The following is a 26,541-nucleotide window of genomic DNA, read 5'->3' as shown; positions in this document are numbered from 1 at the left end:
ATGGATCATCAATCAAAATTGTTCGATCGTTCTACACTGATGTTTTTGATTGTATTGGGTGCGGCGCTTTGCTTAATTCCAGCGCTGAACCTGTTCTTTGCAGAAGGATCTGCACTTCATATTTCTACTTACACCGTTACATTAATGGGTAAGTATCTGACCTATGCGCTGCTGGCAGTCGCAGTGGATTTGGTTTGGGGTTATTTGGGTATTCTGAGCTTAGGTCACGCCGCCTTTTTTGCGCTGGGTGGCTATGCTATGGGTATGTATCTGATGCGTCAGATTGGTGATCGCGGCGTGTATGGCAACCCAGAACTGCCGGACTTTATGGTATTCCTTAACTGGCAGGAGTTACCTTGGTTCTGGCATGGTTTTGACCAGTTCTGGTTTGCAATGTTGATGGTGGTGTTAGCGCCTGGAATACTCGCCTTCGTGTTTGGCTGGTTTGCTTTTCGCTCGCGTGTAACGGGTGTTTACCTATCCATTATCACTCAGGCTCTGACGTATGCATTACTGCTGGCGTTCTTCCGCAATGAGATGGGCTTTGGCGGTAACAATGGCTTAACTGACTTTAAAGATATCCTTGGCTTTGACCTGCAATCGGATTCGACGCGCTTGACGCTGTTTGCGTTGTCTGGCATCGCTCTTGGATTAGGGTACATGGCTTGTCGATTCATTGTGGTTAGCCGCTTAGGTCGAGTTGCCATGGCCGTTCGTGATGCTGAAGCTCGGACTCGTTTCACCGGCTACAAAGTGGAATACGTCAAGTTAGCTATCTTCACTTTTTCTGCGGTACTCGCTGGCATTGCAGGTGCGTTGTATGTCCCTCAGGTGGGCATCATCAACCCTTCAGAATTTTCTCCGCTTAACTCAATTGAACTTGTCGTGTGGGTGGCACTGGGTGGACGTGCAACATTGTACGGTGCGGTGGTTGGTGCCTTAGCTGTCAATTACGCCAAAACCTACTTAACCGCGGCGCTTCCGGAAGTGTGGCTGTTTAGCTTAGGCGCAATGTTCGTTCTGGTCACGCTATTCCTGCCTAAGGGAGTAACCGGCTTAATCAAACGTAAAGAGGTGCATTCATGAGCATTCTAAGCCTTGCTAAAGAGCTGACGGACCGCGAACACGTTTATGAGTTTATGAAGCCGCAAGTTAACCCGATGCTTAAAGTCGGTCATGGTTGCTTGTTGTATCTCGAAGGTATCAGCGTGTCGTTTGATGGTTTCAAAGCAATCAACGACCTCAATCTCTACATTAAAGAAGGAGAATTGCGCTGCATCATTGGCCCTAATGGCGCAGGTAAAACCACCATGATGGACATCATCACTGGCAAGACCCGTCCAGATACAGGTACCGCGTGGTTTGGTCAAAACATTAACTTGTTGCAAATGAGTGAGCCTGAAATTGCACAAGCGGGCATCGGCCGTAAATTCCAGAAGCCGACGGTGTTTGAATCTCAATCGGTATTTCACAACTTAGAGCTGGCGATGGCTGGGGCAAAAACGGTGTTTTCTACGCTGTTTGCCACACTAACGCCAAGCCAGGTGGATCATATCGATCACGTACTCAAGCAAATAGGTCTGTACGAGCAGCGTGCTTTATTGGCTGGTGCATTATCTCATGGTCAAAAGCAGTGGCTGGAAATCGGCATGCTGCTGATGCAAAACCCGAAACTGTTGCTGGTTGATGAGCCTGTTGCGGGGATGACCCACCAAGAGATGGACAGAACAGGCGAACTTCTAACGTCATTAGCGGGTGAGCGAACGATTGTGCTGGTTGAACACGATATGGATTTTGTCCGCTCAATAGCGCGTGATGTAACGGTTTTACACCAAGGCAGTGTATTGGCTGAAGGCACGATGGACCAAGTTCAAAGCAACCGTAAGGTCGTGGAAGTCTACCTTGGAGAAGAAGCATGATTGAGATTAAAGGATTAAACCAGTTCTATGGACAGAGCCACACGTTGTGGGATCTCGACATGCAGATACCAGAAGGCAAATGTACCGTTCTGATGGGGCGCAATGGCGTAGGTAAAACAACGTTGCTGCAATGCATCATGGGCTTGTTACCAACCAAGAGTGGCGAGATTAACTTCTTGGGACAAAACATCACCAAAATGGCCGCAGAGAAACGTGCGCCAATCGGGATAGGTTATGTTCCTCAGGGACGCCAGATATTTCCGTTGCTGACGGTAGAAGAGAATTTACGTATCGGTCTACCAATGCGCAAAGATGGCGCCAGACAGGTTCCGGAATTCATCTACGAGCTGTTCCCAGTTTTAAAAGAGATGTTGCATCGCCGGGGTGGCGATTTATCTGGCGGACAACAGCAACAGCTTGCGATTGGTCGAGCCTTGGTAATTGACCCCAAGCTTCTGATTTTGGATGAGCCGACTGAAGGCATTCAACCCAATGTCGTCGCTGAAATTGGCGACATTATCCGCCGTCTGAATAAAGAGATTGGCCTGACGGTGTTACTCGTCGAACAGAAACTGCCGTTTGCGCGTAAAGTCGCTGACAACTTCTGCATTATTGATCGTGGTCGTCAGGTGGCGATGGGAGAAATGGAAGCGCTCGATGATACGTTAGTTAAGAAATACCTGACGGTGTAAGCGGATGAACAGTGTATTTAACATGTCGACCCAAACGCAGCGCCATTGGCCAGCTTATCTCTCCCTCGGCTTTAGTAAGTCCGATGACAAAACGCAGATGAAGCGCATGGAGTTTCAAGGTCCATTGCGCGTGCAGCGACCGTTTTACCCTGAATTGGATGTCTGCCACGTTTATCTGCTTCATCCGCCAGGTGGGTTGGTGTCGGGTGACGATTTGAGTATTCAGATTCATTGCCAAAACGATAGTCATGCGCTGATCACCACACCGTCTGCTGGCAAAATTTATAAGGCTGACAGTAAAAACATCGAGCAAAAACAGCATGTCGATATCGAAGTTGATAATGCTGCGTGTGAATGGCTACCCATGGAAACCATCGTCTTCAACGGGGCACACGGTAAATTGACCACCAACGTCAATCTCTACGGTGACGCGAAGTTTATCGGTATCGATGTTTTTTGTTTAGGTCGCCCGAAAAGCCACTTTCCGTTCATACAGGGAAGTGTTGAGCAGCGTTTATCCATCTATCAAGACGGTACGCCTCTGTTACTTGAACGCCAATATCTAGCCGCAGACGATCCGCTTTTGACCGCTATCAGTGGTTTCAACAGCAATTTAGTCTCTGGCACCTTAACGGTTGTCGGATTGAGTGACGGTCAAAGCATGGTTGAAACACTACGTGAACACTTTTGTGCGGATACGCTGGGCACTTTGAGCATCACTTATCGACTCAATGTTTTATTAGTTCGTTACCTTGGTGATTGCAGTGAAGAGGCTCAGCAGCAACTGCGAGCGTGCTGGCAACTTATTCGTCCAGAGCTGCTTCGGCGTCCGGCATGCCCACCGAGAATTTGGAATACGTAGTTTAAATTAAGTCCATTAACTAAACGAAGCCTGCTAAGTACAGCGGCATTAAAAGTCACAATGTAACGTTTAGGGACGTAACGCATAGGTTAGAGGGTTTACAAATGGAATTATCTCCAAGAGACAAGGACAAGTTATTGCTGTTTACCGCGGCGTTAGTGGCAGAGCGTCGACTCGCTCGCGGCGTAAAACTCAATTATCCAGAAGCGTCTGCTTATATTTCCGCAGCAATCATGGAGGGCGCTCGTGACGGCAAAACGGTCGCCCAGCTTATGAGTGATGGACGCACACTGCTCACCAAAGATGACGTGATGGAAGGTATTCCAGAGCTGTTAGAGGAAGTGCAGGTAGAAGCGACGTTTCCGGATGGCACGAAGCTGGTCACTGTTCATAACCCGATTCAATAGGAGCAACCATGAAGCCTGGTGAATACATTTTAAGTGACGTGCCAATCGAGCTGAATAAAGGACGTCGTACTGAGCAATTGGCAGTAATTAATCATGGTGATCGCCCGATCCAAGTTGGCAGTCATTACCACTTTTTTGAGACCAATCCGGCATTAGATTTTGACCGCGAGAAAGCCAAAGGAATGCGACTCAACATTGCGGCTGGTACCGCAGTACGATTCGAGCCGGGGCAGACTCGCAACATAGAATTGGTCGAGATTGACGGAACGAAAACCATCTATGGCTTCCGCGGTGAAGTCATGGGAAAGGTCTAATACAGATTTAGCCAGCTTTAGTGAGATGCTAAGCATTGAAGGTTAAGGAGAACTAAACAATGGCAGAAATTTCTCGTCGCGCCTACGCCGATATGTATGGCCCGACTGTAGGCGACAAAGTCCGTCTGGCCGACACTGAGCTATTTATTCAAGTTGAGCAGGATTACACCGTATACGGTGATGAAGTGAAATTTGGTGGCGGTAAAGTCATTCGTGATGGCATGGGACAAGGCCAGTTATGTCGTGATCAAGTGATGGACTGCGTGATCACCAATGCGTTAATTCTTGATTACTGGGGCATCGTAAAAGCGGATATTGGCATTAAAGATGGCAACATTGCCGCGATCGGAAAAGCAGGTAACAAAGACATTCAGCCTGATGTCACGATTAACATCGGCGCAAGCACCGAAGTGATTGCCGGCGAAGGTCATATCGTCACGGCAGGTGCTATCGACGCTCACATCCATTTTATTTGCCCTCAGCAAATTGAGGAAGCCTTAATGGCAGGTACCACGACCATGATTGGTGGCGGTACTGGCCCAGCAACGGGAACGAACGCTACGACGTGTACACCCGGAGCCTGGAACATGGCGCAAATGCTGCGCAGTACGGACCAAATGCCGATGAACTTTGGCTTTTTAGGCAAAGGGAACGCAAGTTTGCCGGAGCCGTTGGCAGAGCAAATTGAAGCCGGTGCTTGCGGACTAAAACTGCACGAAGACTGGGGAACAACACCTGCATCGATCGACAACTGTTTGACCGTTGCTGAAAAATACGATGTGCAAGTCGCCATTCATACAGACACGCTGAATGAATCCGGTTTTGTCGAAGACACACTTGCAGCGTTTAAAGGACGTACGATTCACACTTACCACACTGAAGGTGCGGGTGGCGGTCACGCTCCTGACATTATTGTTGCCTGTGGTCAGCCAAACGTACTGCCATCATCAACCAACCCAACACGTCCTTACACGGTGAATACCGTCGATGAACATTTGGATATGTTGATGGTGTGCCATCACCTTGATCCAAACATTCCGGAAGATGTCGCGTTTGCAGATTCTCGTATTCGCAAAGAAACCATTGCAGCAGAAGATATTCTCCATGATTTAGGGGCGTTCTCCATGATTGCTTCGGATTCACAGGCGATGGGACGAGTGGGTGAAGTGATTACCCGTACGTGGCAAACCGCGCACAAAATGAAAGTGCAACGCGGCTACCTTGAACCAGACAAAGAGATTCAGGCGGATAACTTCCGCGCGAAACGCTATATCGCAAAATACACGATTAACCCTGCAATCGCGCATGGTGTTGATCATACGGTCGGCTCTCTTGAAGTGGGTAAGCTAGCGGATATCGTTCTTTGGAAACCAGCTTTCTTTGGTATTAAGCCAGCGTTAATCATTAAAGGTGGCTTTATTGCTGCAGCACCAATGGGCGATGCGAATGCGTCAATCCCGACGCCTCAACCTGTTCACTATCGCCGTATGTTTGGCGGTTTTGGTAGCGCAGCTTCTGCAACGTCCGTCACCTTCACCAGCAAAGTCGCCAGTGAGAATGGGCTGAAAGACAAACTGGGCTTACAGCGAGAGTTGATAGCCTGCAAGAATTGCCGGACTGTCACCAAGAACGACATGATTCTAAACGACTATATGCCAACGGTGACGGTAGACCCACAAACTTATGAAGTTCGAGCGGATGGCGAATTATTAACGTGCGACCCAGCGACAGAGTTGCCTCTCGCGCAGCGTTACACCCTGTTCTAATCGCTCAGTTTAAAGAAGGAATTTTATTATGTACCGAGTAATTAGTCGCTCCGATCATCACCATGGTGAAATTGATGACTCGATTGTATTGGCTTATGAAGTGCGTCAACGCGGGCGTTTTCGAGCATCTAGCAAAACGGGCATGGATGTAGGCGTATTTCTACCACGAGGTGATGTTCTTCAAGATGGTGACTGTCTTTTCACTGAATGCGGAAAGGTATTTCTGGTCGAAGCTCAGGAGGAAGAGATCGTCACGGCTTCAGCAAAAGACTGGCTAACTTTTTCCAAAGCCTGCTACCACATGGGAAATCGCCATGTACCAATGGAAATCGGTGAACTTTGGCTGCGTTTTCAACCTGACCACGTATTGGAGGAGATGGTCGAACTATTTGGGCTGGAGTGCAACCATCATCAAGCGATGTTTAACCCTGAGTCAGGTGCGTATCACGGCAGTGGGCATAGTCACGGTCATTCACATGGTGAACCTAATCACAGCCATGGGGAGCATAGCCACTAATGAACGTTCAGTCATTACTCTCTCTGTTGCACCTTAGCAGTCCGAGTCTGCCTATTGGTGCATTCGCTTACAGCCAAGGTTTGGAAACGGCGGTAGACCTGGAGTGGGTGAGCGATGAGGCGACGCTACAAACCTGGCTTGAACCGATTCTTAATCATGCCCAGGCCAATTTGGAAGTACCACTTTTAGTTCGATGTTATCAAGCGTGGCAAGCAAACGACATGGCAGCTCTGGAGCATTGGCAGGCGGTGTTACTGGCAAACCGGGAAACGTCGGAGCTGGTAATGGAAGAGCAAAAACTTGGGCAAACCTTTTATCGTTTATTAACGAGCTTAGAAGTGGAATTACCGCCACAGGCAAAAACAATGACTTATCTGCCGTTATTTGCCAAAGCTTGTCAGCACTTTGGTGTATCACTGGAGCAAGCTGCGACGGGGTGGCTTTGGTCGTGGCTGGAGAATCAAATTACCGTGGCATGTAAAACGGTGCCGTTGGGGCAGACGTCAGCCCAACGCGTTCTCATCGCATTAATGCCACAAATTGAAGAAGCAATTACCACAGGGTTTGCGGTAGAAGACGAAGCAATAGGGCTGACTTTACCGAACTTTGCGATGGCCTGTGCATGGCATGAAACCCAATATTCAAGATTATTTAGGAGTTAAGGATGAGTACACAATGTTTACGAGTTGGTGTGGGTGGCCCGGTTGGCTCAGGCAAAACGGCGCTGCTGCGTCAGTTATGTTTAGCAATGCGCCAACATTACGATTTAGCCGTTGTCACTAACGACATTTACACCAAAGAAGACGCGGAATTTTTACTGCGTAATGAAGCGTTAGAATCCGACCGTATTCTGGGCGTGGAGACAGGCGGTTGTCCACATACGGCTATTCGCGAAGACGCGTCTATGAATTTGGCAGCGATCGATGAGCTGCAAGATCGTCATCCCGGCTTAGAGTTCGTGTTAGTCGAAAGTGGCGGAGATAACCTGAGTGCGACCTTCAGCCCTGAGTTATCTGATTTAACGCTTTATGTTATTGACGTGTGCGCGGGAGATAAAATCCCTCGTAAAGGTGGACCGGGTATCACTAAATCTGACTTATTGATCATCAATAAGACCGACCTTGCACCGATGGTTAATGCATCGTTAGACGTTATGGACCGTGACGCGAAAAAGATGCGTGGCGAAAAGCCATTTGTATTTACTAACCTGATTCGTGGTGATGGATTACAGGAAGTGATCAATTTTATTGTTGAGCGCGGCATGCTGGAGAAGCGTGACGTAAAAGTTGAAGTAACGGAAGCATGAGGAATAGTGATATGAAAGGACTAACAAAAGGATTTGCAGCAAGTTTGGCTTTAGTCAGTGCAAGCAGTTTTGCCCATACGGGCCACGCAATGCAGGCCAGCTTTTCTCAAGGTTTTTTGCACCCATTGACCGGCTGGGATCATTTATCTGCAATGGCATTGATCGGATTGTTTCTTTCAAGCTTTGCACTACGCAGAGCAAGCCAAATTTCAGCATTGATAATGGCAGCAATTATTGGCGGGTATGCGATTGGTCTTGAGTGGGCTGTGGCTAATTCAGTAGAAGCTTTAGTCGCTAGTTCATTAATCGGTTTACCGCTTGCGCTTATCGCTCTTAAAAAGGGTGGTGCGAAGAGTGTGATTGCTGCCGCTGCGATACTTCTTTTCAGTTTATCTCATGGATTGGTGCAAGGCGCTGAGGCTCAGGGATCATTTACTCAATTTGGTTTGGGTGTAATGCTGGCGAGCGCACTGGTAATTGGTGCTACTTATACGGTTTCTAGACAAGTCGTGGCGATAAAGGCGCGTTTTGCCCGTCAATAAAAGACTTTGTTGTAGCGGTTGTCACATCGCCTTTCCAAACCAAAGCGAAAACATGCCGGCGAATGTCGGCATGTTTATTTTCAGAGACCAAGGGGATGAGGTTGTAGTGACTTATAACGAAAATTATTATTTATGACACGTATTTAGTGAGGTCGAACACATCTCAAAGATGTTTTCGAATGTGAATACAAGTTCATTGATCTAACACCAAATCTTTTTCCCTTAACAGTGCGCATAATTCCAAATCGGAGTCGTGATTAGCTGCGTTTGTTTCGGATAAGCATCATCAACAAAGCCAATATTCGAAACAGCAAAACGTCCGTTTATTAGTGAAACTCCTACATCTTTACACCATCTCAGGAAGAGAAGTAGCACTATGCGTCCTTATCTTAAATACATCATCCCAACGATAATTCCGTTAATCATCTGGCTGATGCCTTTGTCTGCGTTTCCATTTGATGGCATCACCATTATTCAACAGCGCGTTATCGCGATTTTCTTACTGGCGGCGTTGTGTTGGGTTTTCGAGCCTATCCCAATTTACGCAACTTCGGTGGTGATTATTGTTCTGGAACTACTGCTGATTTCCAATAAGGGAATCGTGTTGTTTAGGGCACAAGAAGGGCAGGCGCATTTTGGCGAGTTGTTGCAATACAATGAGATCATGGCGACCTTTGCCAGCCCAATTATTATGCTGTTCTTGGGCGGTTTCTTTCTGGCGATGGCGGCGACTAAGTACCGTTTGGACGTGAACTTAGCGCGTGTACTTTTGAAGCCGTTTGGACAAAATCCCAAGTACGTTATGTTGGGGTTGATGCTGATTACCGCCATTTTCTCCATGTTCATGTCTAACACGGCAACTACCGCGATGATGTTATCTATCCTGACTCCCGTCATTGCTGTATTCGGCCCGAAAGACCCGGGTAGAATCGCATTTGCTTTGTGTATTCCAGTTGCGGCAAACATCGGCGGTATCGGGACACCTATCGGGACGCCACCGAACGCGATTGCACTTAAATATTTAGTCGGGGAGAACCTGATTACTTTTGGTGAATGGATGGTATTTGGTGTGCCGTTTGTCGTGATTATGATGGCTCTAGCTTGGGTACTTATCGGGGCAATGTATAAAGCCGAACAAACCACAATCGACTTGAATATTAAGAGCAAATTCCTGAAGACGCCAAAAGCGATGATTGTGTACATTACATTTGCGGGTACGATTATTCTTTGGTTAATGGGTTCAGCACACGGCATGAACTCATACACAGTCGCTTTGATTCCTGTCGCGGTTTTTTCCTTAACTGGCATCATCAACAAAGAAGATTTAAAGAAAATTTCCTGGGACGTACTTTGGCTGGTTTCTGGTGGTATTGCCCTTGGGTTAGCCCTTGATAAAACCGGCTTGGCTAAATTAGTCGTGAACAGCATTCCATTCGACCAATATTCACCTTATGTGGTGTTGTTTGGTGCCGCTTTCCTTTGTTTAGCCATGGCCAACTTTATGTCGCATACGGCAACCGCTAACTTGTTGATGCCAATTATGGCTGCTCTAGGTACATCGATGGCATCACTAACACCATTAGGTGGTGAAGTAACGTTGATTCTGGTAGTGACGTTTGCTGCTTCTCTGGGTATGTCTCTGCCAATCAGTACGCCACCAAATGCGCTTGCTCATGCTACCGGGCATGTACAAAGTAACCAAATGGCTCGGATTGGCGTGGTACTTGGTGTTGTGGGTGTACTGCTAAGCTTTGTTATGGTTTGGATACTGCATTCTGTAGGGCATATCGGTTAAGTCATGTATGAAAGCAAATTAGATGCGTTGGTAGAACGCTACTTCGATAATAACGACCGACGAATTAATGTGTCGGCAGGGTCGGTATTGATTGAACAAGCTGGCTATAACGATCGTCTATATTTCGTGATTTCGGGTGAATTGGCGGGCTACTACTCAGAAGATGACAAAAAGCCCATTAAAGTTTTTTCCGCCTCCGAGGGGACATTTATCGGGGTGCATAGCTTTTTTTCTGGTACGTGGACGGCGTCGTCAACCGTGGTTGCTCAAACAGCCGCAGAGCTAGCTTGGATAGAGCGCAGTACGCCAGCGGTGCAAGAATCACAATTCGGTCCTCTGACAACGCAATTTATGCCGGTAATGGTCAACGAGTTATCTCGCCGTCAGCACCGTGCAATGGAAGAGGCACTTGCAAAAGAAAAGGCCCTGCAAAAGCTTCATACTGCAGAGCAGATGACAACGCTGGGGCAATTGGCTGCGGGTATTGCACATGAACTTAACAACGCCATTGGGGTAGTGAGCAGTAAGTCCGAACGGTTACAAACTGTGATTATGGAGCTGTTAGAGGAAGTGCATCCGGAGGCGAGTCAGTTTTTTGATTTTGGCTTGCTTCAGGGGCAAAAAGTCTCGTCTAGTGAGGCACGCAAACGAGGCAAGCATTTTGAAAAGTATTATGGCCTCCCGAGAGACTTAGCGAGGGATTTGGCTCGAGCGGTACCAGAAGGTTACCTCTCAGAGCATTGGTTGAAGCGTCCTGAGGAAGCCATCAGGTACTGGCAGATGGGGAGAGATCTTCATGACTTGCGTCTGGCTTCCAAGCATACGGTGGGCATTGTTCGCTCTGTTAAGCAATTGGGTCGCACCGATATCGATCTGGATGAGGCTTTGAATATCAATGATTCGATTAACCGAGCGGTTGCATTGTTACAAAGTGATTTAAGACGAGTACAAGTTCGTTTTAGTCCTGCGGAACTTCCTTTGTTTGTTGGCTCACAGACCGAACTCGTCCAGATTTGGGTGAATATCTTAAAAAATGCTTGTGATGCGCTCATTAGCGTAGATTCGCCAGTCATCGAGATTCAAACTCGAGCCAGCAAAGGAAAAATTCTTGTCACTATCACTAATAATGGCCCTGAGATAGATGAAGCGACGCGTAGAAAGATATTTCGGCCGAACTTCACTACCAAGAAAGGTGGACTGTCATTTGGACTGGGCTTGGGCTTGTCGATAGTTAAACGCATCGTAGCAGGCTATGGCGGTTCGATTGTTGTAAAGAGTAACAGCGACAAAACTATTTTTAGAATCAAATTACCGGTAGAGGGTGAACATGGAGAAGCTTAATTTAATTTGCGTTGATGACCAACGAGAGGTGTTAAGCGCAGTTTTACTTGATCTAGAACCATTATCTCAGTGGATAAACATAGAAGATTGTGAGTCCGCAGATGAAGTTCTGGAACTGATAGATGAACTTGATGCAGAGGGTGAAATGATTGCTTTGATCATCTCTGATCACGTCATGCCAGGAAAAACTGGCGTTGAGCTTTTGGCTGAAATTTCAAAAGACAGTCGTTTTACTCATACTAGAAAAGTCCTTTTAACCGGGCAGGCAACGCACACAGATACCATTAATGCGATTAATACCGCAGGCATTGACCGTTACTTCGAGAAGCCGTGGCAGGCCAGCCAGTTGGTAGAGTGTGTGAGGAATCTGGTGACCACATACATCTTTGATATGGGGCTGGATTATACTCAATACCATGAACACCTTGATCAAAGCGTTGTCTTTGAAAGACTTAGATAACGAATATCTCTGTCATTTTTTACGGCTACGAGTTCAAAATCGTAGCCGTTTTATTTCCCACGCCTCGAAATAGAAATCTATCATCTCTAAGTCTTTTAATTTCTGTTATGGAAATATGTCATACTGTTCCTACGCTAAAAACGTAGCGAATAATACATTCAGATATAATCAGCAATTTTAATTATTTGCCTTACGGCTTGACGATATCACACAAGGCTTCTTCGCTGCTTATGGCGTGAAAGAGGCACGTTTATGTATTATTTAATCACCTTTCATTCTTGTTGTGTGTAACTTAATTAACTTTATGAAATAACTGCTGATTTTTACAAGGTCGTTGTTTAGAAGAAACTAATCAAGATTGGCGGCTTGAATTGTACAATTAAATGCTAATTTAGCTATATCTTATTTCTTTTTTGGAAATAGTGCGTGCGGGTTTTTTCATTAGTTGCAAATCGTTGGCTAGAGTAAACTCTGTGTGTGGTTCGACAGAATAACAAAACAACAACGTTGTTTGGCTTAAAAAGGAGTGAACCCACTGCGTTTACCGTAGTAGAGATAGACCAGTACAATCTAAATTAAAAATGGCTGGCTACTCTATATAAGCGGTGGGCGATTTGATGATGTTAAGACGTTTACCTGCGTAGTGACGACATCCGGTGGGGAATCTTCCTCGATTCTCAAGACAAAAATCCCATCTTTACATCTTCAGCTTGTTCAAAATGTTAATAGTCAATATTCACAAGCGCTAAGCACTTTACATGCATCAAGTAGTTGCTGTTGTAACCAGCGTAAGGCGGGATCATTTAAACTCGCTTTGTTCCAGACTAAACTATACGACACTTGCCCAAAATCAAACGGCAGAGGCTGCTCAACCAAACCTTTTGTTTGCAGTGCGATTCTTGCCCAACGTTTAGAGCAGGTGAATAAGTAATCTGTATGATGGCACATTACCGCTGCGGAGCCGAAATCAGCGACGCGCATGGCAAGGTTTCGTTTCTGGTGCCTTTGTTGCAAATTTTGCTCAAAGTATGGCCGAGAAAGGTCTTTATCATGAATACCTACATGCCGAGCGGACAGATATCCTTCAATCGTCAGTGGTTGCTTGGCCAGCGGATTAGATTTGCCCATCAAACAGATCAGCTCATCTTTTAATATGGTTTGCCAAACGAGATCTTTGTTATGAGTCGGTGGCTGACTAAGGTCATGGGGCAGCAACAAGAAGTCAATCTGACCTCTGATCAACGCATCAAAACTCATCTCGTCTTTAGAATGGACGTTTAAATAAGCATGGTTACCAAGCTGTTGTGACAAGTGGACCAAGACTGGAGCAAACAGCTCCATTGAGCTTTCACGCATCGCAATGGAGAAATCGCCCTGATAGTACGCCGGACTGAATGAGCCCTGGTGCAATAAGCCGTTCATGCTAGACAAGATGCCGTGAATAGAAGGACCGATATTTATTGCAAATGGGGTTGGTACTAAACGGGTACCATCACGATAGAAAAGTTCGTCTTTTAGAGTTTCACGAAGCTGGCTTAGTGTTTTACTGACACTCGAAGGTGTAACACAAAGTCGCTCTGCAGCTTGAGTGACACTGTGTGTTGTCAGCAACATGTGTAACACGGTGAGGTGTTTCAAACTGATTCTAGAAAGAGTGATATAGTCCATAAGTGAGTTTAGGTCTTTGTTTTATTCGAGAATAACAGCAATTTTGTAATTTATCATGTTATGAAGATAAGATTTTATGGTATTTATCACTATCGTAATTCGATTATGATGAGGGTTGTTCGTCCCATCTCGTCCAGTTTGAGCGTTGTTACCGAGAAAATGTGGATAGGCGGTTTGCAAACAATCCTATTAGTAAAGCAGAGGGTTTCTGTTTTCGTAAGGTTTAATAGGGAACACAGAGCGGAAATGAGAAGGACGACCTATAAAACTAAATAGTTGTCGTATCGACAAAATATCACATTTGTCGTTGTTGGTTGAATTACATATAAGACGCATCCAACCACACGATTGAATAGATTAAATGAACGAACTGATCGATGCTATTGCGACTCATGGATATTATATTTGGGACGATTTTCTTTCAGAAGAAGAGGTTGCTCACTTAAGAGCGTGTATCCCTGACAATTGGAAAAAGGCGCGCATTGGTCGTAATGAAGATGTTACACGCATAGAATCCATTCGCAGTGACAAAATTCAATGGCTAAAACCTGATATGGGCGAGCCGATAGCATCTTACCTAAATAAGATGGAAGACATTCGCGAAGCGGTTAATCGTCATCTATACCTCGGTCTGTTTGAATATGAATCTCACTTTGCGAAATACGAGCAAGGCGATTTTTATAAAAAACATCTCGATAGTTTCAAAGGAAATGAAAATCGTCGTTTGACCACCGTGTTTTACATGAATGAAGCCTGGAGTGAAGAAGACGCTGGCGAGCTGGTCGTTTATGACCTTAAAGACAACGTAATCGCTAAGATACCACCGCGTGGAGGGCGTCTTCTTGTTTTCTTGTCAGAACAATTTCCACATGAAGTGTTACCGACTAATGCAGAGCGATTTAGTATCGCAGGTTGGTTCCGTATCAATGGCGTCAGAGATAATTTGTTAGATATCGCAAGCTAACTGACACGATTTAATCCCTTTTTATTAAAATCAGGTGAGGCGTAATCTTTACGTCTCGCCATCATCCTATAACAGAACATTTTCAACCATGTTCTGAATCCTCTGTTTTCACTCCCAACCATCCATAACAAACCTACCAGAAATCATATAATTAAGTTTTGCCCTGATAGTCGTGATGAGTCTCACCCGATCGTCATGAATTTTTTTGGCTGATTTCTATGTGTAAATATAAGTATACATTAATGGATTTTAATTCTTACACTTTGCTTGATCTTATCGTGAATATCCTACAATATCGGGCTCATAACAAAATATGGTGTCATGTAGGGTCATTATTACCCGATCTGGTGCTGCTAATATTCAATGTGATGTAAAGAATAATATACAATGAGTCGTTCTAAAGTGTTTGGTAGCACCCTAATTATTGCAGGGACTACAATTGGTGCCGGTATGCTGGCGCTTCCTCTTGCCTCTGCTGGTATCGGTTTTTCTACTTCCCTCGTTATTATGTTGGGTCTTTGGGCTTTAATGGCATTTACCGCCTTATTGATGCTCGAGCTTCATCAGTATGCTGAAAGCAGTGCAACACTCCATACTCTGGCGAAACAAATACTGGGCCAGAAGGGTAAATGGGTTGCCAGCTTTGCAATGCTATTTTTGTTTTACTCTTTGTGTGCGGCATACATCGCTGGTGGCGGTGCACAGTTTGGCGAACGCCTAACCCAATGGTTTGATCTTGATATTTCAGGCTCGACTTCAACCATCATTTTCACATTGATAGTGACGTTGGTTGTGACTGTTGGCACCGGTACCGTAGATAAAGTGAACCGTGTTTTGTTTGCCCTCAAACTTCTTACTATGGTTGCGGTTCTGTCATTTTTAGCGCCAAATGTGACGCAATCTTACCTGCTAAGCATGCCAATAGGACAAGGTCTTATTGTGGCGGCAATTCCTGTGATTTTTACGTCTTTTGGTTTCCACGGCAGTATTCCGGCTATTGTGAACTATTTAGACGGAGACACTGCTTCATTGCGTAAAGCCGTGATCGTGGGCTCTACTATTCCTCTGGTGATTTACATCTTCTGGCAAGTCGTGACGTTAGGCGTGGTCAGTCAGGATACATTGATTGAAAATGGCGGATTAAGTGCTCTTATTGGACAGTTATCACTGACGGTTCACCAATCAAATTTGGGTAACATTGTTGGTGTGTTTGCAGACTTGGCTCTATTAACCTCTTTCCTTGGCGTGAGTCTTGGCTTGTTCGAGTTCTTGGGCGATACGATCAAAGGAAGCAGTGAGAAGCCAAACCGTTTGATTGCTGCGTTAATCACGTTCACTCCACCATTAGGCTTTGCGCTGTTTTATCCGCAAGGTTTCATTATGGCATTAGGCTATGCGGCTATCGCTCTGGCTATTCTAGCGATATTTTTACCGCTGGTTATGGTTATTAAAGTCCGTCGCTCTGACGATTTTGCCGGAGAATACCGCGTAGCTGGCGGGCAGGGTGCGTTAGTGATCACAGGTATCGCAGGTACGGGAATCGTCGCTGCACAGATATTGATTACGCTTGGAGTGTTGCCAGCTTTAGGTTGATTATTCTGTCTAAAACTAAACATTTTTAAAGCCAATGGGTATGACTCATTGGCTTTTTTAATCTGGATCAGGTGAGTTGGATATATCCGCTAAAAAAGTTGGCGGATGTTCGGTTTTGTTTTGTACACTTATATTGTGGTATATCAAAAATTTGAGTTGAAAAAATTTGCTCTGATAATTTACGCAATAAACTGATAAAAAGGGCTTTTTCGCTCAATACCTAGTTTGACTGGGAGAGTGGAAGTATGACACACCGTAGTTTTTATCCGTTTGCAAAACCGCTTAATGAGCAATTGCAAGCGTTGAAAAATAGGATGCAGGCACATATGCCATGCATTGACAGGGTGTCGTTCGCAAAATATCACCCCAGACAAGATATGCTCATATCTTTCGCTGACACTGAGTTTGATAACTGGGATTTAGCGCATTATGAAGCCCCACTTCGTAAACTCCCCAACTTGTATGCCGCGGCTCAAAACGGAACACCTCGTATCGTTGATGATCTCAACGACATTAACCACAGCGATCGCGTTAAAGTCCTGCTTAACTACGGGTATCGATCTTCTGCCGCAATTCCTTGCTACGAAAACAAAGTATTTACCGGCTTTGTCTTTTTGAATTCCGTTAAACCCAATTCATTTAAGTTAGAAACGCTGGATGTGCTCAAACCTTATTTTGATATGGTCGAATTTGCCGTGGAGTCGGAAGATCATGTTGTGAATGAGATCGAAAGGCTGTCTGAGCGTAAGCTATGTTCGATGCCTGGCTATTGTCCAGAGTGCTATGCCCACACTAAGAGAATGCGCCTTTACGCTCACTTGCTTGGTGTTCACCTTGCGGAACGACATAAGTTGACGGATGAAATGGTTGAACAGATTGGTATTTTCGCACAGTTCCATGCTGTGAGTGATATTCAATTGCCAATTGATATTGCTTGTCATCGTAGTCATTTTAGCAAAGAGCAAGAGTCCATCATCATCCAGCATATTGAGCAATGTATCGAGTCGGCAGATGACACCGTTGCCCGCATTGGTAACCCCGTTCATCCAAGTGTTGTGCTATTCATGCAGATGGTGACTTATCAGTATGAAAATTTAAACGGGTCAGGCTACCCGCATGGATTGGAAGAAAAGGATATTCCAATCGCCGCTCAAATTGTTGCAGTTGCGAACTCCTTTGACGTACTGACCACGCACCACCCAAACCGTCAGGCATGGTCTATTCCGTATGCGTTAATTGAGTTAGAGAAATGGGTAAGTGATGGTTTATTGTCTGGTGAGTGTGTCAACGTCTTGCGGGATAACCAAGTTTATCTAAAACAAATTATCCATAAATATCCAGAACACTGCTCTGTCGAATAGTGGTAAACAATGAAGGAGATGAAAATTTGACTAGGAGGATTTTATAAACAATACTGTATGTATGTACAGTGTTGTGGTTTAGATTAAGTTTGGAGGTGAAGTATGTTGTGGGAAACCCTAGAAAGAGTAAACCGCTTACGCCAACAAGCACTTGCGAATTCTGAGTTTGTTCAGTCGGCCAAAGAGCATGAACAGGCTTTGCATGAGCAAGAGTATCATTACCAACCAAAAAACGCGCGTTCAGCCAAAGACAGACAAGGTAAAAAATCGCTGGCTGATATATACAAAGAAGTAGAGTTTAGCGCGGATTCTCGTCATTAATCCTTTTCATCGCTGCTGCGGCTTACACATAATAAATGCCGCAGCGCAATTGCTTTTGCATTAACTGGATGCGCTTAGAAATCCGCTTTGCGTACGTAGTGCGGGTTTTTGTATTTCTTTGCTGGACCAAATGCAGAAACCACCAGTTTGTTCCACAGTGCTTTATCAAACTCATCTTTAGGGATAGAAGGGTAGAGGGTCTCTTCTTCTTCTCTGGAGAAGTTCATGTACTGCTTTTTCTTAATCTGGTTGTACTTCTTCGCTATCTGATTGTGCTTTCTTACCCACTCTAACTTGTAGTCACGAAGCACTTGTTCACCTTTGTCTTCGCTCATACGAGAAAGGAAAAGCCTTTTATAAGAAACTTTTCTGTCCAGCATGGTTCTCATGACAGTCTGAATATATTTGCCATGATGTGTTACGGTGATGTCATTTTCGTCAATAGGAGTAATACACCAGCCTTTTGGGAGAAAGTCTGGTTTCTTAAATTGTTTGTTACGTTCCATTAAAGCTTGGTGCAAAACCAAATCTGAGGTTCCGCGGAACGTTTTTTGCCATTTACCAATGCGAATTTGAATCGAGCCTGGTAAACGATAGATATTAGTAAACTTATCTTTATCCATGGACTTCAGTCATGAGATTAATATGCAATATTGAAATGTGATAACCAGCCGATCGAGAAATAGAAAATAGACTGGCTGAATTTAATTGCGATTTTACAACGACATCGCGTTAATTAGCGAGGGGTTATGTCAATTATCGGTGAGGAAATAGAAAATTATTGTCGTTTGTTGCGAAATGTAACGCTAAATTACGTCAAAATGCAGAAGTTGAATATTAAGGTGTGATTACTGCACCAAAATAGTACGCCCGTAAACTGGTTACGGGCGCATACTCTAAACCGCTTCTTCCAATTGATTTGCTTCCTCTTCCTCAATTTCTTGTAAATGTCTGCTAGCTTGTTGCAATTGATACATTTGTGCATAGCGGCCATTTTGTGCAAGAAGTGATTTGTGCGTACCTTTTTCAACTAAATCACCATGATGAAGAACCACAATCTGATCGGCATCCAAGATCGTAGACAAACGGTGAGCGATCACAATCAAAGTCATATTCTGACGTAATACCGCTAAACTCTTTTGAATTAAAGCCTCAGTGCCTGAGTCAATGTTTGCCGTTGCTTCATCCAGAATGAGAATTTTTGGTTTCGCCACTAATACCCTTGCCAAAGCAAGCAGTTGCTTCTGACCTGCGGAAAGGTTAGTTTCCCCCTGACCTAACTGAGTATCCAGCCCGTTAGGATAACGACGGATCTGCTCCGATAAACCTACCTTATCTAATGCATCCCATATTTCAGTGTCTTCAACGGGGCGACCCAGAGAAACGTTCTCCCTAACTGAATCGGGAAGAATGTGCGGGTCTTGCTGAACCATTGCCACGTCTTTACGCAGCACATGCTTGGCTAGCGTATTGAGCGGACGGCCATCAATTAGCAATTCGCCAATCTCTGTTGGATAAAATCCCATTAGCAGCGAGGCTAGGGTACTTTTTCCGCTTCCTGTATGACCAACTAAGGCAATAAAGTCTTGATGATCAGCTTTAATACAGATGTCTTTTAATACGTCTTGCTTTCCATCGTAGCTAAACGTCAGGTTTTTAATCTCGATAGAGCCCGTTTTGAGAACGGCCTTATCATCGCCGTACGTCTGTTCTTTTGCATCTATAAGCTCAAACACTCGCTCACTCGATACTAGTGCCTGTTGCAATAGAGCCAGTTGTTGAGTCATTTCAATCAGCGGCTCAGTAACGCGGCCCAGGTAACTGATGAACGCATAAAGCACACCGACACCAATCACCTCGACGCCATTGAAACCAAAGATAGCGACCAGACTCATCAAAGCAAGACCGGCTAACAGATCCATTAATGGACGTAATAGATAGCCGTTTAAACGAATAACCCGTTTAGAAGCGACTAGGTGCTCTTCGGTTAACTCGTTAAACTGTTTATTAAAACGCTCTTCTTGTTGCATTAACTGAACAACGCTCATCCCTTGGATTGACTCACTTAAGTTGGCGTTAATGTCAGTGAGCAAGTCACGCATTCTGCGGTAGCTTTCTGTACTGAGTTGCTTAAACAGATACATAAAACCAATCACGATTGGAAGTAGCACCAAAACAACCAGTGTGAGCTGCCAGCTCATAAAGAACATAACCCCCAGCATTACGAGGATCATCACGGCATTTTTTACCACCGTCGCAATCAAGAGCTCATAGAATTGCTGGAGAGATTCGGTATCGTTAGTAATTCGCGAGACCAACTTTCCTGCGGGTGTGTAATCGAAGGCAGAAAGCGGCTGTTTGATCACGCCAGCGAACACTTGCTTACGAATCGTTTTAATGGTGTTGGTTGCGACCATACTGAACTGCAATGACTGCAAGTATTGAAAAGTCGCTGAAATCACCTGTAGTGCAATGTAGCCTGCAGCCAACGTGATCAAGACTCCTTGTGAGTAATCCCCTTTGGCAATGTGTTCATCAATAAAATATTGAATCAACCAAGGCCCACCTGCGCTGGCTAATGCGGCGATAAACAGCAGACCTAGACCTTTGAGCATCGGTTTTGGCTGGGACAATGGGTAAGACAACAACCGCCTAAATGTACTTGTCTGTTTCATCTACTCCTCCTCCATTGCCTGTTCTAGTTTCTGGTACTGAAGCATTTCCGCGTACCATCCTTGGTTTTGCTCTAATAGATGATGACGACCACGCTCGGTAATATGACCGTGATTGAGGACGATAATCTCATCAGCCGATTTGAGTGCTGTTAAACGATGAGCAATCACGATTAAGGCTTGATCACGATAATGTGTTTCAAGGTTCTTCAGAATTTGGTGCTCAGTACGTCCATCGACAGCAGACAATGCATCATCCAGAACAAGGACCTGAGCATTGAGTAACATGGCTCGAGCAATCGCAATACGTTGTTTTTGGCCACCAGAAAGCGTGATGCCTTTTTCGCCCACTTCGGTGTTGTATCCGTCTGGAAACTTCTCAATGTCATCGTGAATACAGGCCAGTTTTGCTGCTCGGTACACTTCTTCTTTAGACGCATTTGGATTACCCAATGCGATATTGTCAAAGATCGATTTTGAGAACAGGAATGGGCTTTGATTAACCACAGCAAAGCGATTTCGCCATTGCGGAAGTTGAGCGTCTTTAATTGATACATCACCAAATTTAATTGTGCCGTTTTCCAAATCATGCTGACGGAAAAGTAGCGTCAATAATGTTGATTTGCCGCTTCCAACCGGGCCAGCAATACCTAACATTTTTCCTGGTTCTAACGTCACATTAATATCCGCCAGGGCTGGCGGTAAATCCGTTGACCAGTGAAACGTATCGATATTGATTTGCAAGGGCAGAGGCTTATCTTGCAGCAGAGTGTCGCCACTGACAATTTCAGGTTGCTCATCAAAGATCTCTTGCAGACGATTCCATGCCGCCGAGCCACGTTCCAAGATGTTGAATAGGAAAGCAAACGCCAACATTGGCCAAATCATAAGGCCTAGATACATAGTGAAAGCGGTTAAGTCACCAAGAGAGATTTCACCCTTATCGACGAGGTACGCACCAGCAGCGACGCTGAGTAAAAAGGAGAGGCCAATCGTCAGTTGGATAGCTGGGTCAAAACGCGCATCCACACGCGCAACTGCGATATTCTTCGCGCCTGTGTCGTCCACTACATCTTCGAAACGTTGTTGCTCTTGCTTCTCTAAGCCGAACGCACGCAGCATACGAACACCGTTCAATGACTCTTGAGTCATATCTGACATTGTAGAAAAAGCTTCTTGCGCTATGCGGAAACGTTGGTGAAGGATACGAACAATATAGAAAATGACGATGGCAAGAAACGGCATAGGCAAAAGCGCCATAGCCGTTAATTTCCAGCTAACTTGAGTCACCATCACGATAAGAACGGCAATACCTGTAATTAACGAATCTGCGGCGGTAAGCACACCTTCGCCAGCAGTCATTACAATGTTTCTGACATCATTGGTACCGCGAGCCATTAAGTCGCCAGTTTTGTAACGTTCAAAAAAGCGCGGTGGTTGAGTTGAAAGGTGGCGATAAAGCTTGTTACGAAGGATGGTTCCTAACTCCCAACTCGCGCCAAACAGCCATATACGCCACAATATTCTGCATACGTAGATCGTAACGAATATTGCGCTAAGACCTAACAACCACATAATTAACGTGCTTGTTTCTAAAGTGTTATCGACGACACCATCAACAATCACGCCTACCGCTTTTGGCGGTATCAGTTGGAGGACAGAGATCAGTGCCAATAGTAAAATAGAGCCAACGTAGTGTTTCCATTTCTGTTTGAAATACCAACGTAGCTGCCAGAAAATTCTCATTCCGCCTCCCAACTTAACTGATTGAAATTATTATGGAACCATTATTGGGCGAAATGAAAAGTTTACAAGCACAAATATTGAGCAAACATAAATACGATATTTTGTATTGATTTTGAATATATGCTCTATCGAATTTCTTACTTTATTACTGCAACCCGCCAATGTAACAAAATTATGTGAAATTCATGTTAATAGGGTGGTTTTGGTGGTTCAGAGCGAATTGGTAACTTAAAGCGTTAAAACATAACTTTAACTGAGTTTAATCAACGCTTTAAGCCGGAATAAACTTGTGTTTTGAGAGAAAATCTCGGCGTTAACCTAAGCTCAGAATAAGCTAACCGATCAAGCTTAGGTTAAAAAAGATAAGCACAGTCGTTACCAATTAGATGCGATTATCACCCGTGCTAAATGCGATGATTTGGCTGATTTCCGTTAAGCTTCTTCCACTCTCTTTTTGCCACTGTATAAAGGCTTTATTGGCTGCGTCCAGGGATTTCTTGGTGTCTTTACCACCTTCAATGATCTTGCAGTTGCGCAGGTAAGCCTCCACATCGTTCGAGATGATAAATGTGTCTGCACCCATCTGGCGTAAGGTATATGGCCCGGTATTTCCGCCCAAGCGTTTGCCGTGTTTTTTTAAATAAGCCCAAAGTTCAGTGATGTTCTCTTGAGGCCAATCTGCCACCATTTTACCGAATGAGCCGTATTCAATGCTCGCTTCATGAATCATGCGAGCGTTAGCGGGAATCGACATCACTTTTGTCAGGTGGCGAATGATACGTTCGTCTGTCGCTTTTGTTTCCCACTGTTCGTCAGAAAGCATAAGTAATGACTCGATTTTGAAACCAAAAAAGACCTCTTCAAAGTTTGGCCATTTTTTTCGTACCACACTCCATGAAATGCCACTTTGAAATACTTTCATTGAAAATGCAGCTAACCAACGGTCATCAGGAATAGCGGCTAACTCTGTTTTACTTAACGGGTGAGTAAGCAGGGCTTCAAGTTGGTCTTTACCGCCTTTACGTTCGGCGGCGCGTTGGTAAATCGCGTCAAATTTTTCAATGGTCATAAAAGAAGTTAGCCTTAGTAGATGTCGATGTTTGCCAAACATACTACGCTTAAGTTGCTGAATCGTAAATTGATGGAGTGTCACAAATGAAGAAGGTCACATTAACGTTTGTTGGAGAAGGTTCGGAGCGCATCGCAGAGAAATTTTATACTTGGTTAGCTGATGGCGGATTAGAAGACAGCTTGATTGAGACACTTTCGGATCGTGAAGTCTCAGTGGTCGGCATCAGTGACATGGATAACGAAACGCGTGATGTAGTGATTACGACAGAGTTGAATTAACCCGTTGTTTGTAGAGAAATCAGATAAAACAAAGCCCTTCAACGAAGGGCTTTGTGCATTTTTTTAGCATTTCTATGGAGAAAAAGCTTAGTGATGAACCAGCGTTAAACCACTTGGGAGTGCATCACCGAAGACACGCTTCGATTCACTATCAGAAAGTTCTTTCACTTCTTCAACCAAAGAGACCCAAGACTCAGGCACTTTACTTTGTTTCAGCTTCGCCAGAACCTGCTCGCGATAGTCATCTGAGATGTCGAACAGGCGGTCTCCTGTTTTACGACAAATCATGACAGCCGCAAACGCGATCATTGGTTCTTTTTGCCAGTTTTGATCTAACAGTTTTGGAAGCCACTGTTCTGCTTGCTCACGAGGAATAACACTGTGCTGGCTGCCGTATAGCGGAGTACGAGATGCAAGTCGGCCCATTGCCCACCAGTGTGCTTGTTGGAATTGATTATGGTTAATGGCTTTACTCAGGAACCACGTTGCCAAAAGCACTTTATCTTCGACTTCCAGATTTTCCAACGACGCTGACAGGCGAACCATTGACTCGTAGCCCATGTCTTGCGCAGCTTTGGCGGATTGTGGATTCTTCATTGCGCCTGGGTGCAGATATTTCGCAATGTCAGCCAAAATCGTTTCTTGCTGTTCCTGGTTTAAGCCACCAGCAATACGACGCCAGAATACCCACCAGTCTGTCCATCCTTGATGGTTTTTAAACTGAATGTTTTGTTGGTAAAGTCCCCAAATTTGTTCGATACGCCAAGAATCGGTTGGATCACCAAACCCCGGGCGCAATGCAAAGCCCGCAAGTCGAAGCCAGTTCTTTTCATGTTGCTCTGAACGACGGCGGCGTTTTCTGCCCTGAGCAAATGCATCGAATAACTGACGAAGCGTTGTAAAGTCCCATTCATCACGCTTACCCAGTTTCTTCTCAAGATCTTTCGCTAAAGTTTTGATCTCTTTGCTGTCGGCACTTTTCTTATTACCACTGTAAAGACGAGCCACCAGCTCCTTACACTCATTCAACTTTGGATGAAGTTGTACATCTTCGTTGTCGTCTGCTTGTTTGTTACGTACTTCAAACTCTAGCGCCCAACGTTTAGTGTCGTCTTCTGCGCTGACACATTCCATTTTGAGTGTGCCCACTTCCGTTAACTGGCAAGCGAGTTGTACCTCGACACGCTCTTTCTGGTTTGCGTGTAGCTCAGCACCTTCGCCTTCTAATGTGGTGATGTACGGCGGAAGTGGAACAAATAAGTCAGGATCAACGTCAACCATCACACCATTTTGAATCGCGGTGTTGTTGGTCAGCGTATCGTGGGTTGAAGTCAGAAGATTAAATCGAACCGGCTCGCCAAGTGTTAGCGAGAATCGACGACCACTTAAGCGAATCTCATGACCTTCTTCCGTCCCTTTTGCTAGCAAACAAAGGGCTTTGCCCATTTTGTTTTTCTCTTGCAGGTGCAGGAAGTAAGAACGAGCGGCACCACCACCGATTTTTAGCTGGGCTCCACGTCGTGCTTTACCAAAGGCAACGGCGCCAAGTGCGACAGACCAATCAGGATGCGGGTTATCCAAAACCGTGACAGGAGCGCCGCGCCAGTCAGAGAGCAGGGTAGTGACACGCTCTGTGACAAGGTCACTGTTAAACACACCACCATTGAGTAGTAAACCGACCGGAATTGCGTTTTGTTTTTCGTCTTCGATGCCAAGTGCAGATCGCGACACTTGCTGATGCTGAGTTAGGAACTCGGCTACGTGTTTACTTACTGCAGGATCTGCGACGTACGGCAACCCAAACTCGACAACGGCACTGCGTCGTTTGTCGGGTACTTCATTAAATTCAGAAAGCGGGAAGAAGCCATCTAGGGCAATTTGGTGTACTTCTTGTTTACTCAGCGCAATGCTCTTGGTACCACCAAGTAGTTTTGAGCCGCTACCCAGCATGGTGATTTTAACTTCTTCAGGGGCGTTTGAAGAAAGCAGGTTTTCTTTCGCTTTTCGGGTTTGCTGAATCAGCTTTGTTAGGCTTGCAGCTGTCAGCTTTTTGTTCTGATTGAAGCGGCTTTCTGCGAGGTGCGCTAGTGCCAAGTCGAGGTTGTCACCGCCCAGCATGAGGTGTTCGCCAACGCCTATACGGTCAAGGGCCAGCTCACTCTCGCTGTCATTACTTTGTTTGAACTTAGCCTCAATCAAGCTTAAGTCGGTAGTACCACCACCCACGTCACAGACAAGGATCAGCGGTAGGTCTTTGAGTTCGTCGGCCGCCGTTTGTTGATGGCGTGCATACCAGTCGTAACATACCGCTTGTGGCTCTTCGAGTAGGACAATTTTCTTCAATCCGGCTAGATCGGCTGCTTCAAGGGTGAGTTTACGTGCTGTTTCATCGAACGATGCAGGGACCGTAACCACGACGTCTTGGTCTTCCAGCTTGTTACTCGGATGACGATAGTTCCATGCCTGACGGATGTGATTTAGGTAACTTGCGCTGGCAATTACGGGTGAGACTTTATCAACGTCTTGTGCGCCAGCCCAAGGAAGAATGTCTGAGCTACGGTCGACCGCTTGATGGGAGAGCCAGCTTTTCGCGCTCGAAACCTGACGTCCTTCAACTTTCGCGCCTAATTCACGTGCCCATTCACCGACGATGACATTTTTAATGTCGCCAGAAACAGGCTGATTTTCCCAAGGCAGGGTTAAATCAGACGGGGAAATTTGTCCCTGAGCCGGGTGGTAGCGGAAAGAGGGTAGCAGCGGTTTACGAACCACTTCACCAGGACCTATTAACTGGTCGATATCAAATAGGGATACTTCGGATTGTTCAAGGTTGTCGGTGATTTCACAATAGGCGACCACAGTATTTGTCGTGCCAAGGTCAATACCAACTAGAAAACGAGGAGATGCCATACAAACCTTCGTGTATTTAAAAACGGCACCCGATT

Annotated in this window: 25 protein-coding genes; 19 read left to right on the top strand and 6 right to left on the bottom strand. The window is 45.3% G+C overall.

What is annotated here, in order from left to right:
* From urtC to V1U08_RS07885, 14 genes are all read left to right on the top strand, one after another.
* Positions 1 to 1,086 carry an urea ABC transporter permease subunit UrtC gene (gene urtC / locus V1U08_RS07950; protein WP_014231738.1) on the top strand — a complete coding sequence of 362 codons (1,086 nt, stop codon included), beginning with the start codon at positions 1 to 3 and terminating at the stop codon, positions 1,084 to 1,086.
* 53 nt (positions 1,087 to 1,139) lie between these two features.
* Complete coding sequence (gene urtD / locus V1U08_RS07945) at positions 1,140 to 1,919, top strand: urea ABC transporter ATP-binding protein UrtD (RefSeq protein WP_372378671.1); 780 nt, start codon at positions 1,140 to 1,142, stop codon at positions 1,917 to 1,919.
* A complete protein-coding gene (urtE, locus tag V1U08_RS07940) occupies positions 1,916 to 2,611 on the top strand; it encodes an urea ABC transporter ATP-binding subunit UrtE (protein WP_014231740.1) in 696 nt (231 codons plus the stop codon). Before urtD ends, urtE begins: the two co-directional genes overlap by 4 nt.
* Positions 2,612 to 2,615: 4 nt before the next feature.
* Positions 2,616 to 3,473, top strand: coding sequence for an urease accessory protein UreD (locus V1U08_RS07935; RefSeq protein ID WP_330470357.1), 858 nt, complete (start codon positions 2,616 to 2,618; stop codon positions 3,471 to 3,473).
* 104 nt (positions 3,474 to 3,577) lie between these two features.
* Positions 3,578 to 3,880 carry an urease subunit gamma gene (gene ureA / locus V1U08_RS07930; protein WP_014231742.1) on the top strand — a complete coding sequence of 101 codons (303 nt, stop codon included), beginning with the start codon at positions 3,578 to 3,580 and terminating at the stop codon, positions 3,878 to 3,880.
* An 8-nt stretch (positions 3,881 to 3,888) separates the two neighbouring features.
* Positions 3,889 to 4,194 carry an urease subunit beta gene (locus V1U08_RS07925; RefSeq protein ID WP_014231743.1) on the top strand — a complete coding sequence of 102 codons (306 nt, stop codon included), beginning with the start codon at positions 3,889 to 3,891 and terminating at the stop codon, positions 4,192 to 4,194.
* Positions 4,195 to 4,253: 59 nt separating this feature from the next.
* The gene (gene ureC, locus V1U08_RS07920) at positions 4,254 to 5,960 is read left to right on the top strand and encodes an urease subunit alpha (protein WP_330470356.1); all 1,707 of its coding nucleotides are present in this window, start codon (positions 4,254 to 4,256) and stop codon (positions 5,958 to 5,960) included.
* 28 nt (positions 5,961 to 5,988) lie between these two features.
* On the top strand, positions 5,989 to 6,477 hold the full coding sequence (gene ureE / locus V1U08_RS07915) for an urease accessory protein UreE (RefSeq protein WP_330470355.1): 489 nt from the start codon (positions 5,989 to 5,991) through the stop codon (positions 6,475 to 6,477).
* Positions 6,477 to 7,139 carry an urease accessory protein UreF gene (locus V1U08_RS07910; RefSeq protein ID WP_243977007.1) on the top strand — a complete coding sequence of 221 codons (663 nt, stop codon included), beginning with the start codon at positions 6,477 to 6,479 and terminating at the stop codon, positions 7,137 to 7,139. The genes ureE and V1U08_RS07910 overlap by 1 nt, the downstream gene beginning before the upstream one ends.
* A 2-nt stretch (positions 7,140 to 7,141) precedes the next feature.
* Positions 7,142 to 7,783 carry an urease accessory protein UreG gene (gene ureG, locus V1U08_RS07905; RefSeq protein WP_014231747.1) on the top strand — a complete coding sequence of 214 codons (642 nt, stop codon included), beginning with the start codon at positions 7,142 to 7,144 and terminating at the stop codon, positions 7,781 to 7,783.
* 11 nt (positions 7,784 to 7,794) lie between these two features.
* Positions 7,795 to 8,325 carry a HupE/UreJ family protein gene (locus tag V1U08_RS07900; protein ID WP_330470354.1) on the top strand — a complete coding sequence of 177 codons (531 nt, stop codon included), beginning with the start codon at positions 7,795 to 7,797 and terminating at the stop codon, positions 8,323 to 8,325.
* 376 nt (positions 8,326 to 8,701) lie between these two features.
* Positions 8,702 to 10,120 (top strand): SLC13 family permease, encoded by a 1,419-nt coding sequence (locus V1U08_RS07895; RefSeq protein ID WP_014231749.1) that lies wholly within the window; start codon positions 8,702 to 8,704, stop codon positions 10,118 to 10,120.
* Positions 10,121 to 10,123: 3 nt separating this feature from the next.
* Positions 10,124 to 11,461 (top strand): ATP-binding protein, encoded by a 1,338-nt coding sequence (locus V1U08_RS07890; protein ID WP_014231750.1) that lies wholly within the window; start codon positions 10,124 to 10,126, stop codon positions 11,459 to 11,461.
* Positions 11,448 to 11,921, top strand: a complete 474-nt coding sequence (locus V1U08_RS07885) for a response regulator (RefSeq protein WP_330470353.1) — start codon at positions 11,448 to 11,450, stop codon at positions 11,919 to 11,921. The genes V1U08_RS07890 and V1U08_RS07885 overlap by 14 nt, the downstream gene beginning before the upstream one ends.
* A gap of 729 nt (positions 11,922 to 12,650) precedes the next feature.
* Here the strand turns inward: V1U08_RS07885 and V1U08_RS07880 are convergent.
* On the bottom strand, positions 12,651 to 13,589 hold the full coding sequence (locus V1U08_RS07880; RefSeq protein ID WP_330470352.1) for a LysR family transcriptional regulator: 939 nt from the start codon (positions 13,587 to 13,589) through the stop codon (positions 12,651 to 12,653).
* Positions 13,590 to 13,950: 361 nt separating this feature from the next.
* Between V1U08_RS07880 and V1U08_RS07875 the strand changes: the two genes are divergently transcribed.
* The 4 genes from V1U08_RS07875 to V1U08_RS07860 all read left to right on the top strand — a co-directional run bounded on the left by V1U08_RS07875 (position 13,951) and on the right by V1U08_RS07860 (position 17,828).
* The gene (locus V1U08_RS07875; protein ID WP_014231753.1) at positions 13,951 to 14,553 is read left to right on the top strand and encodes a 2OG-Fe(II) oxygenase; all 603 of its coding nucleotides are present in this window, start codon (positions 13,951 to 13,953) and stop codon (positions 14,551 to 14,553) included.
* Between the two features lie 387 nt (positions 14,554 to 14,940).
* Positions 14,941 to 16,146: an aromatic amino acid transport family protein gene (locus V1U08_RS07870; RefSeq protein ID WP_118118479.1), complete on the top strand. Its 1,206-nt coding sequence runs from the start codon at positions 14,941 to 14,943 to the stop codon at positions 16,144 to 16,146.
* Between the two features lie 245 nt (positions 16,147 to 16,391).
* A complete protein-coding gene (locus tag V1U08_RS07865) occupies positions 16,392 to 17,507 on the top strand; it encodes an HD domain-containing phosphohydrolase (protein ID WP_330470351.1) in 1,116 nt (371 codons plus the stop codon).
* 102 nt (positions 17,508 to 17,609) lie between these two features.
* On the top strand, positions 17,610 to 17,828 hold the full coding sequence (locus V1U08_RS07860) for a hypothetical protein (RefSeq protein WP_014231756.1): 219 nt from the start codon (positions 17,610 to 17,612) through the stop codon (positions 17,826 to 17,828).
* Between the two features lie 74 nt (positions 17,829 to 17,902).
* Here V1U08_RS07860 and V1U08_RS07855 read toward each other — a convergent pair whose 3' ends face one another.
* The 4 genes from V1U08_RS07855 to V1U08_RS07840 form a co-directional block, all read right to left on the bottom strand.
* Positions 17,903 to 18,451: an MSHA operon transcriptional regulator gene (locus V1U08_RS07855; protein ID WP_330470350.1), complete on the bottom strand. Its 549-nt coding sequence runs from the start codon at positions 18,449 to 18,451 to the stop codon at positions 17,903 to 17,905.
* A gap of 273 nt (positions 18,452 to 18,724) precedes the next feature.
* On the bottom strand, positions 18,725 to 20,503 hold the full coding sequence (locus tag V1U08_RS07850; protein ID WP_330470349.1) for an ABC transporter transmembrane domain-containing protein: 1,779 nt from the start codon (positions 20,501 to 20,503) through the stop codon (positions 18,725 to 18,727).
* Positions 20,504 to 22,246 carry an ABC transporter transmembrane domain-containing protein gene (locus tag V1U08_RS07845; RefSeq protein WP_330470348.1) on the bottom strand — a complete coding sequence of 581 codons (1,743 nt, stop codon included), beginning with the start codon at positions 22,244 to 22,246 and terminating at the stop codon, positions 20,504 to 20,506.
* Positions 22,247 to 22,628: 382 nt separating this feature from the next.
* Positions 22,629 to 23,315, bottom strand: coding sequence for a DNA-3-methyladenine glycosylase I (locus tag V1U08_RS07840; protein WP_330470347.1), 687 nt, complete (start codon positions 23,313 to 23,315; stop codon positions 22,629 to 22,631).
* A gap of 86 nt (positions 23,316 to 23,401) precedes the next feature.
* Between V1U08_RS07840 and V1U08_RS07835 the strand changes: the two genes are divergently transcribed.
* Positions 23,402 to 23,596: a hypothetical protein gene (locus V1U08_RS07835; protein ID WP_014231767.1), complete on the top strand. Its 195-nt coding sequence runs from the start codon at positions 23,402 to 23,404 to the stop codon at positions 23,594 to 23,596.
* An 87-nt stretch (positions 23,597 to 23,683) separates the two neighbouring features.
* On the opposite strand, the gene V1U08_RS07830 is transcribed toward V1U08_RS07835, so the two are convergent.
* On the bottom strand, positions 23,684 to 26,506 hold the full coding sequence (locus V1U08_RS07830; RefSeq protein ID WP_330470346.1) for an Hsp70 family protein: 2,823 nt from the start codon (positions 26,504 to 26,506) through the stop codon (positions 23,684 to 23,686).
* Between the last annotated feature and the right edge of the window lie 35 nt (positions 26,507 to 26,541).

This window comes from Vibrio sp. YYF0003 (genome assembly GCF_036350715.1).
Taxonomy (GTDB): domain Bacteria; phylum Pseudomonadota; class Gammaproteobacteria; order Enterobacterales; family Vibrionaceae; genus Vibrio; species Vibrio natriegens.
The sequence above is the reverse complement of the archived record's forward strand: the minus strand, read 5'-3'. Positions and strand labels throughout refer to the sequence as shown.

Coding starts and splice junctions, on each gene's coding strand:
- urtC (WP_014231738.1), top strand. CDS start 1: ATGGATCATCAATCAAAATTGTTCGATCGTTCTACACTGATGTTTTTG.
- urtD (WP_372378671.1), top strand. CDS start 1,140: ATGAAGCCGCAAGTTAACCCGATGCTTAAAGTCGGTCATGGTTGCTTG.
- urtE (WP_014231740.1), top strand. CDS start 1,916: ATGATTGAGATTAAAGGATTAAACCAGTTCTATGGACAGAGCCACACG.
- V1U08_RS07935 (WP_330470357.1), top strand. CDS start 2,616: ATGAACAGTGTATTTAACATGTCGACCCAAACGCAGCGCCATTGGCCA.
- ureA (WP_014231742.1), top strand. CDS start 3,578: ATGGAATTATCTCCAAGAGACAAGGACAAGTTATTGCTGTTTACCGCG.
- V1U08_RS07925 (WP_014231743.1), top strand. CDS start 3,889: ATGAAGCCTGGTGAATACATTTTAAGTGACGTGCCAATCGAGCTGAAT.
- ureC (WP_330470356.1), top strand. CDS start 4,254: ATGGCAGAAATTTCTCGTCGCGCCTACGCCGATATGTATGGCCCGACT.
- ureE (WP_330470355.1), top strand. CDS start 5,989: ATGTACCGAGTAATTAGTCGCTCCGATCATCACCATGGTGAAATTGAT.
- V1U08_RS07910 (WP_243977007.1), top strand. CDS start 6,477: ATGAACGTTCAGTCATTACTCTCTCTGTTGCACCTTAGCAGTCCGAGT.
- ureG (WP_014231747.1), top strand. CDS start 7,142: ATGAGTACACAATGTTTACGAGTTGGTGTGGGTGGCCCGGTTGGCTCA.
- V1U08_RS07900 (WP_330470354.1), top strand. CDS start 7,795: ATGAAAGGACTAACAAAAGGATTTGCAGCAAGTTTGGCTTTAGTCAGT.
- V1U08_RS07895 (WP_014231749.1), top strand. CDS start 8,702: ATGCGTCCTTATCTTAAATACATCATCCCAACGATAATTCCGTTAATC.
- V1U08_RS07890 (WP_014231750.1), top strand. CDS start 10,124: ATGTATGAAAGCAAATTAGATGCGTTGGTAGAACGCTACTTCGATAAT.
- V1U08_RS07885 (WP_330470353.1), top strand. CDS start 11,448: ATGGAGAAGCTTAATTTAATTTGCGTTGATGACCAACGAGAGGTGTTA.
- V1U08_RS07880 (WP_330470352.1), bottom strand. CDS start 13,589: ATGGACTATATCACTCTTTCTAGAATCAGTTTGAAACACCTCACCGTG.
- V1U08_RS07875 (WP_014231753.1), top strand. CDS start 13,951: ATGAACGAACTGATCGATGCTATTGCGACTCATGGATATTATATTTGG.
- V1U08_RS07870 (WP_118118479.1), top strand. CDS start 14,941: ATGAGTCGTTCTAAAGTGTTTGGTAGCACCCTAATTATTGCAGGGACT.
- V1U08_RS07865 (WP_330470351.1), top strand. CDS start 16,392: ATGACACACCGTAGTTTTTATCCGTTTGCAAAACCGCTTAATGAGCAA.
- V1U08_RS07860 (WP_014231756.1), top strand. CDS start 17,610: ATGTTGTGGGAAACCCTAGAAAGAGTAAACCGCTTACGCCAACAAGCA.
- V1U08_RS07855 (WP_330470350.1), bottom strand. CDS start 18,451: ATGGATAAAGATAAGTTTACTAATATCTATCGTTTACCAGGCTCGATT.
- V1U08_RS07850 (WP_330470349.1), bottom strand. CDS start 20,503: ATGAAACAGACAAGTACATTTAGGCGGTTGTTGTCTTACCCATTGTCC.
- V1U08_RS07845 (WP_330470348.1), bottom strand. CDS start 22,246: ATGAGAATTTTCTGGCAGCTACGTTGGTATTTCAAACAGAAATGGAAA.
- V1U08_RS07840 (WP_330470347.1), bottom strand. CDS start 23,315: ATGACCATTGAAAAATTTGACGCGATTTACCAACGCGCCGCCGAACGT.
- V1U08_RS07835 (WP_014231767.1), top strand. CDS start 23,402: ATGAAGAAGGTCACATTAACGTTTGTTGGAGAAGGTTCGGAGCGCATC.
- V1U08_RS07830 (WP_330470346.1), bottom strand. CDS start 26,506: ATGGCATCTCCTCGTTTTCTAGTTGGTATTGACCTTGGCACGACAAAT.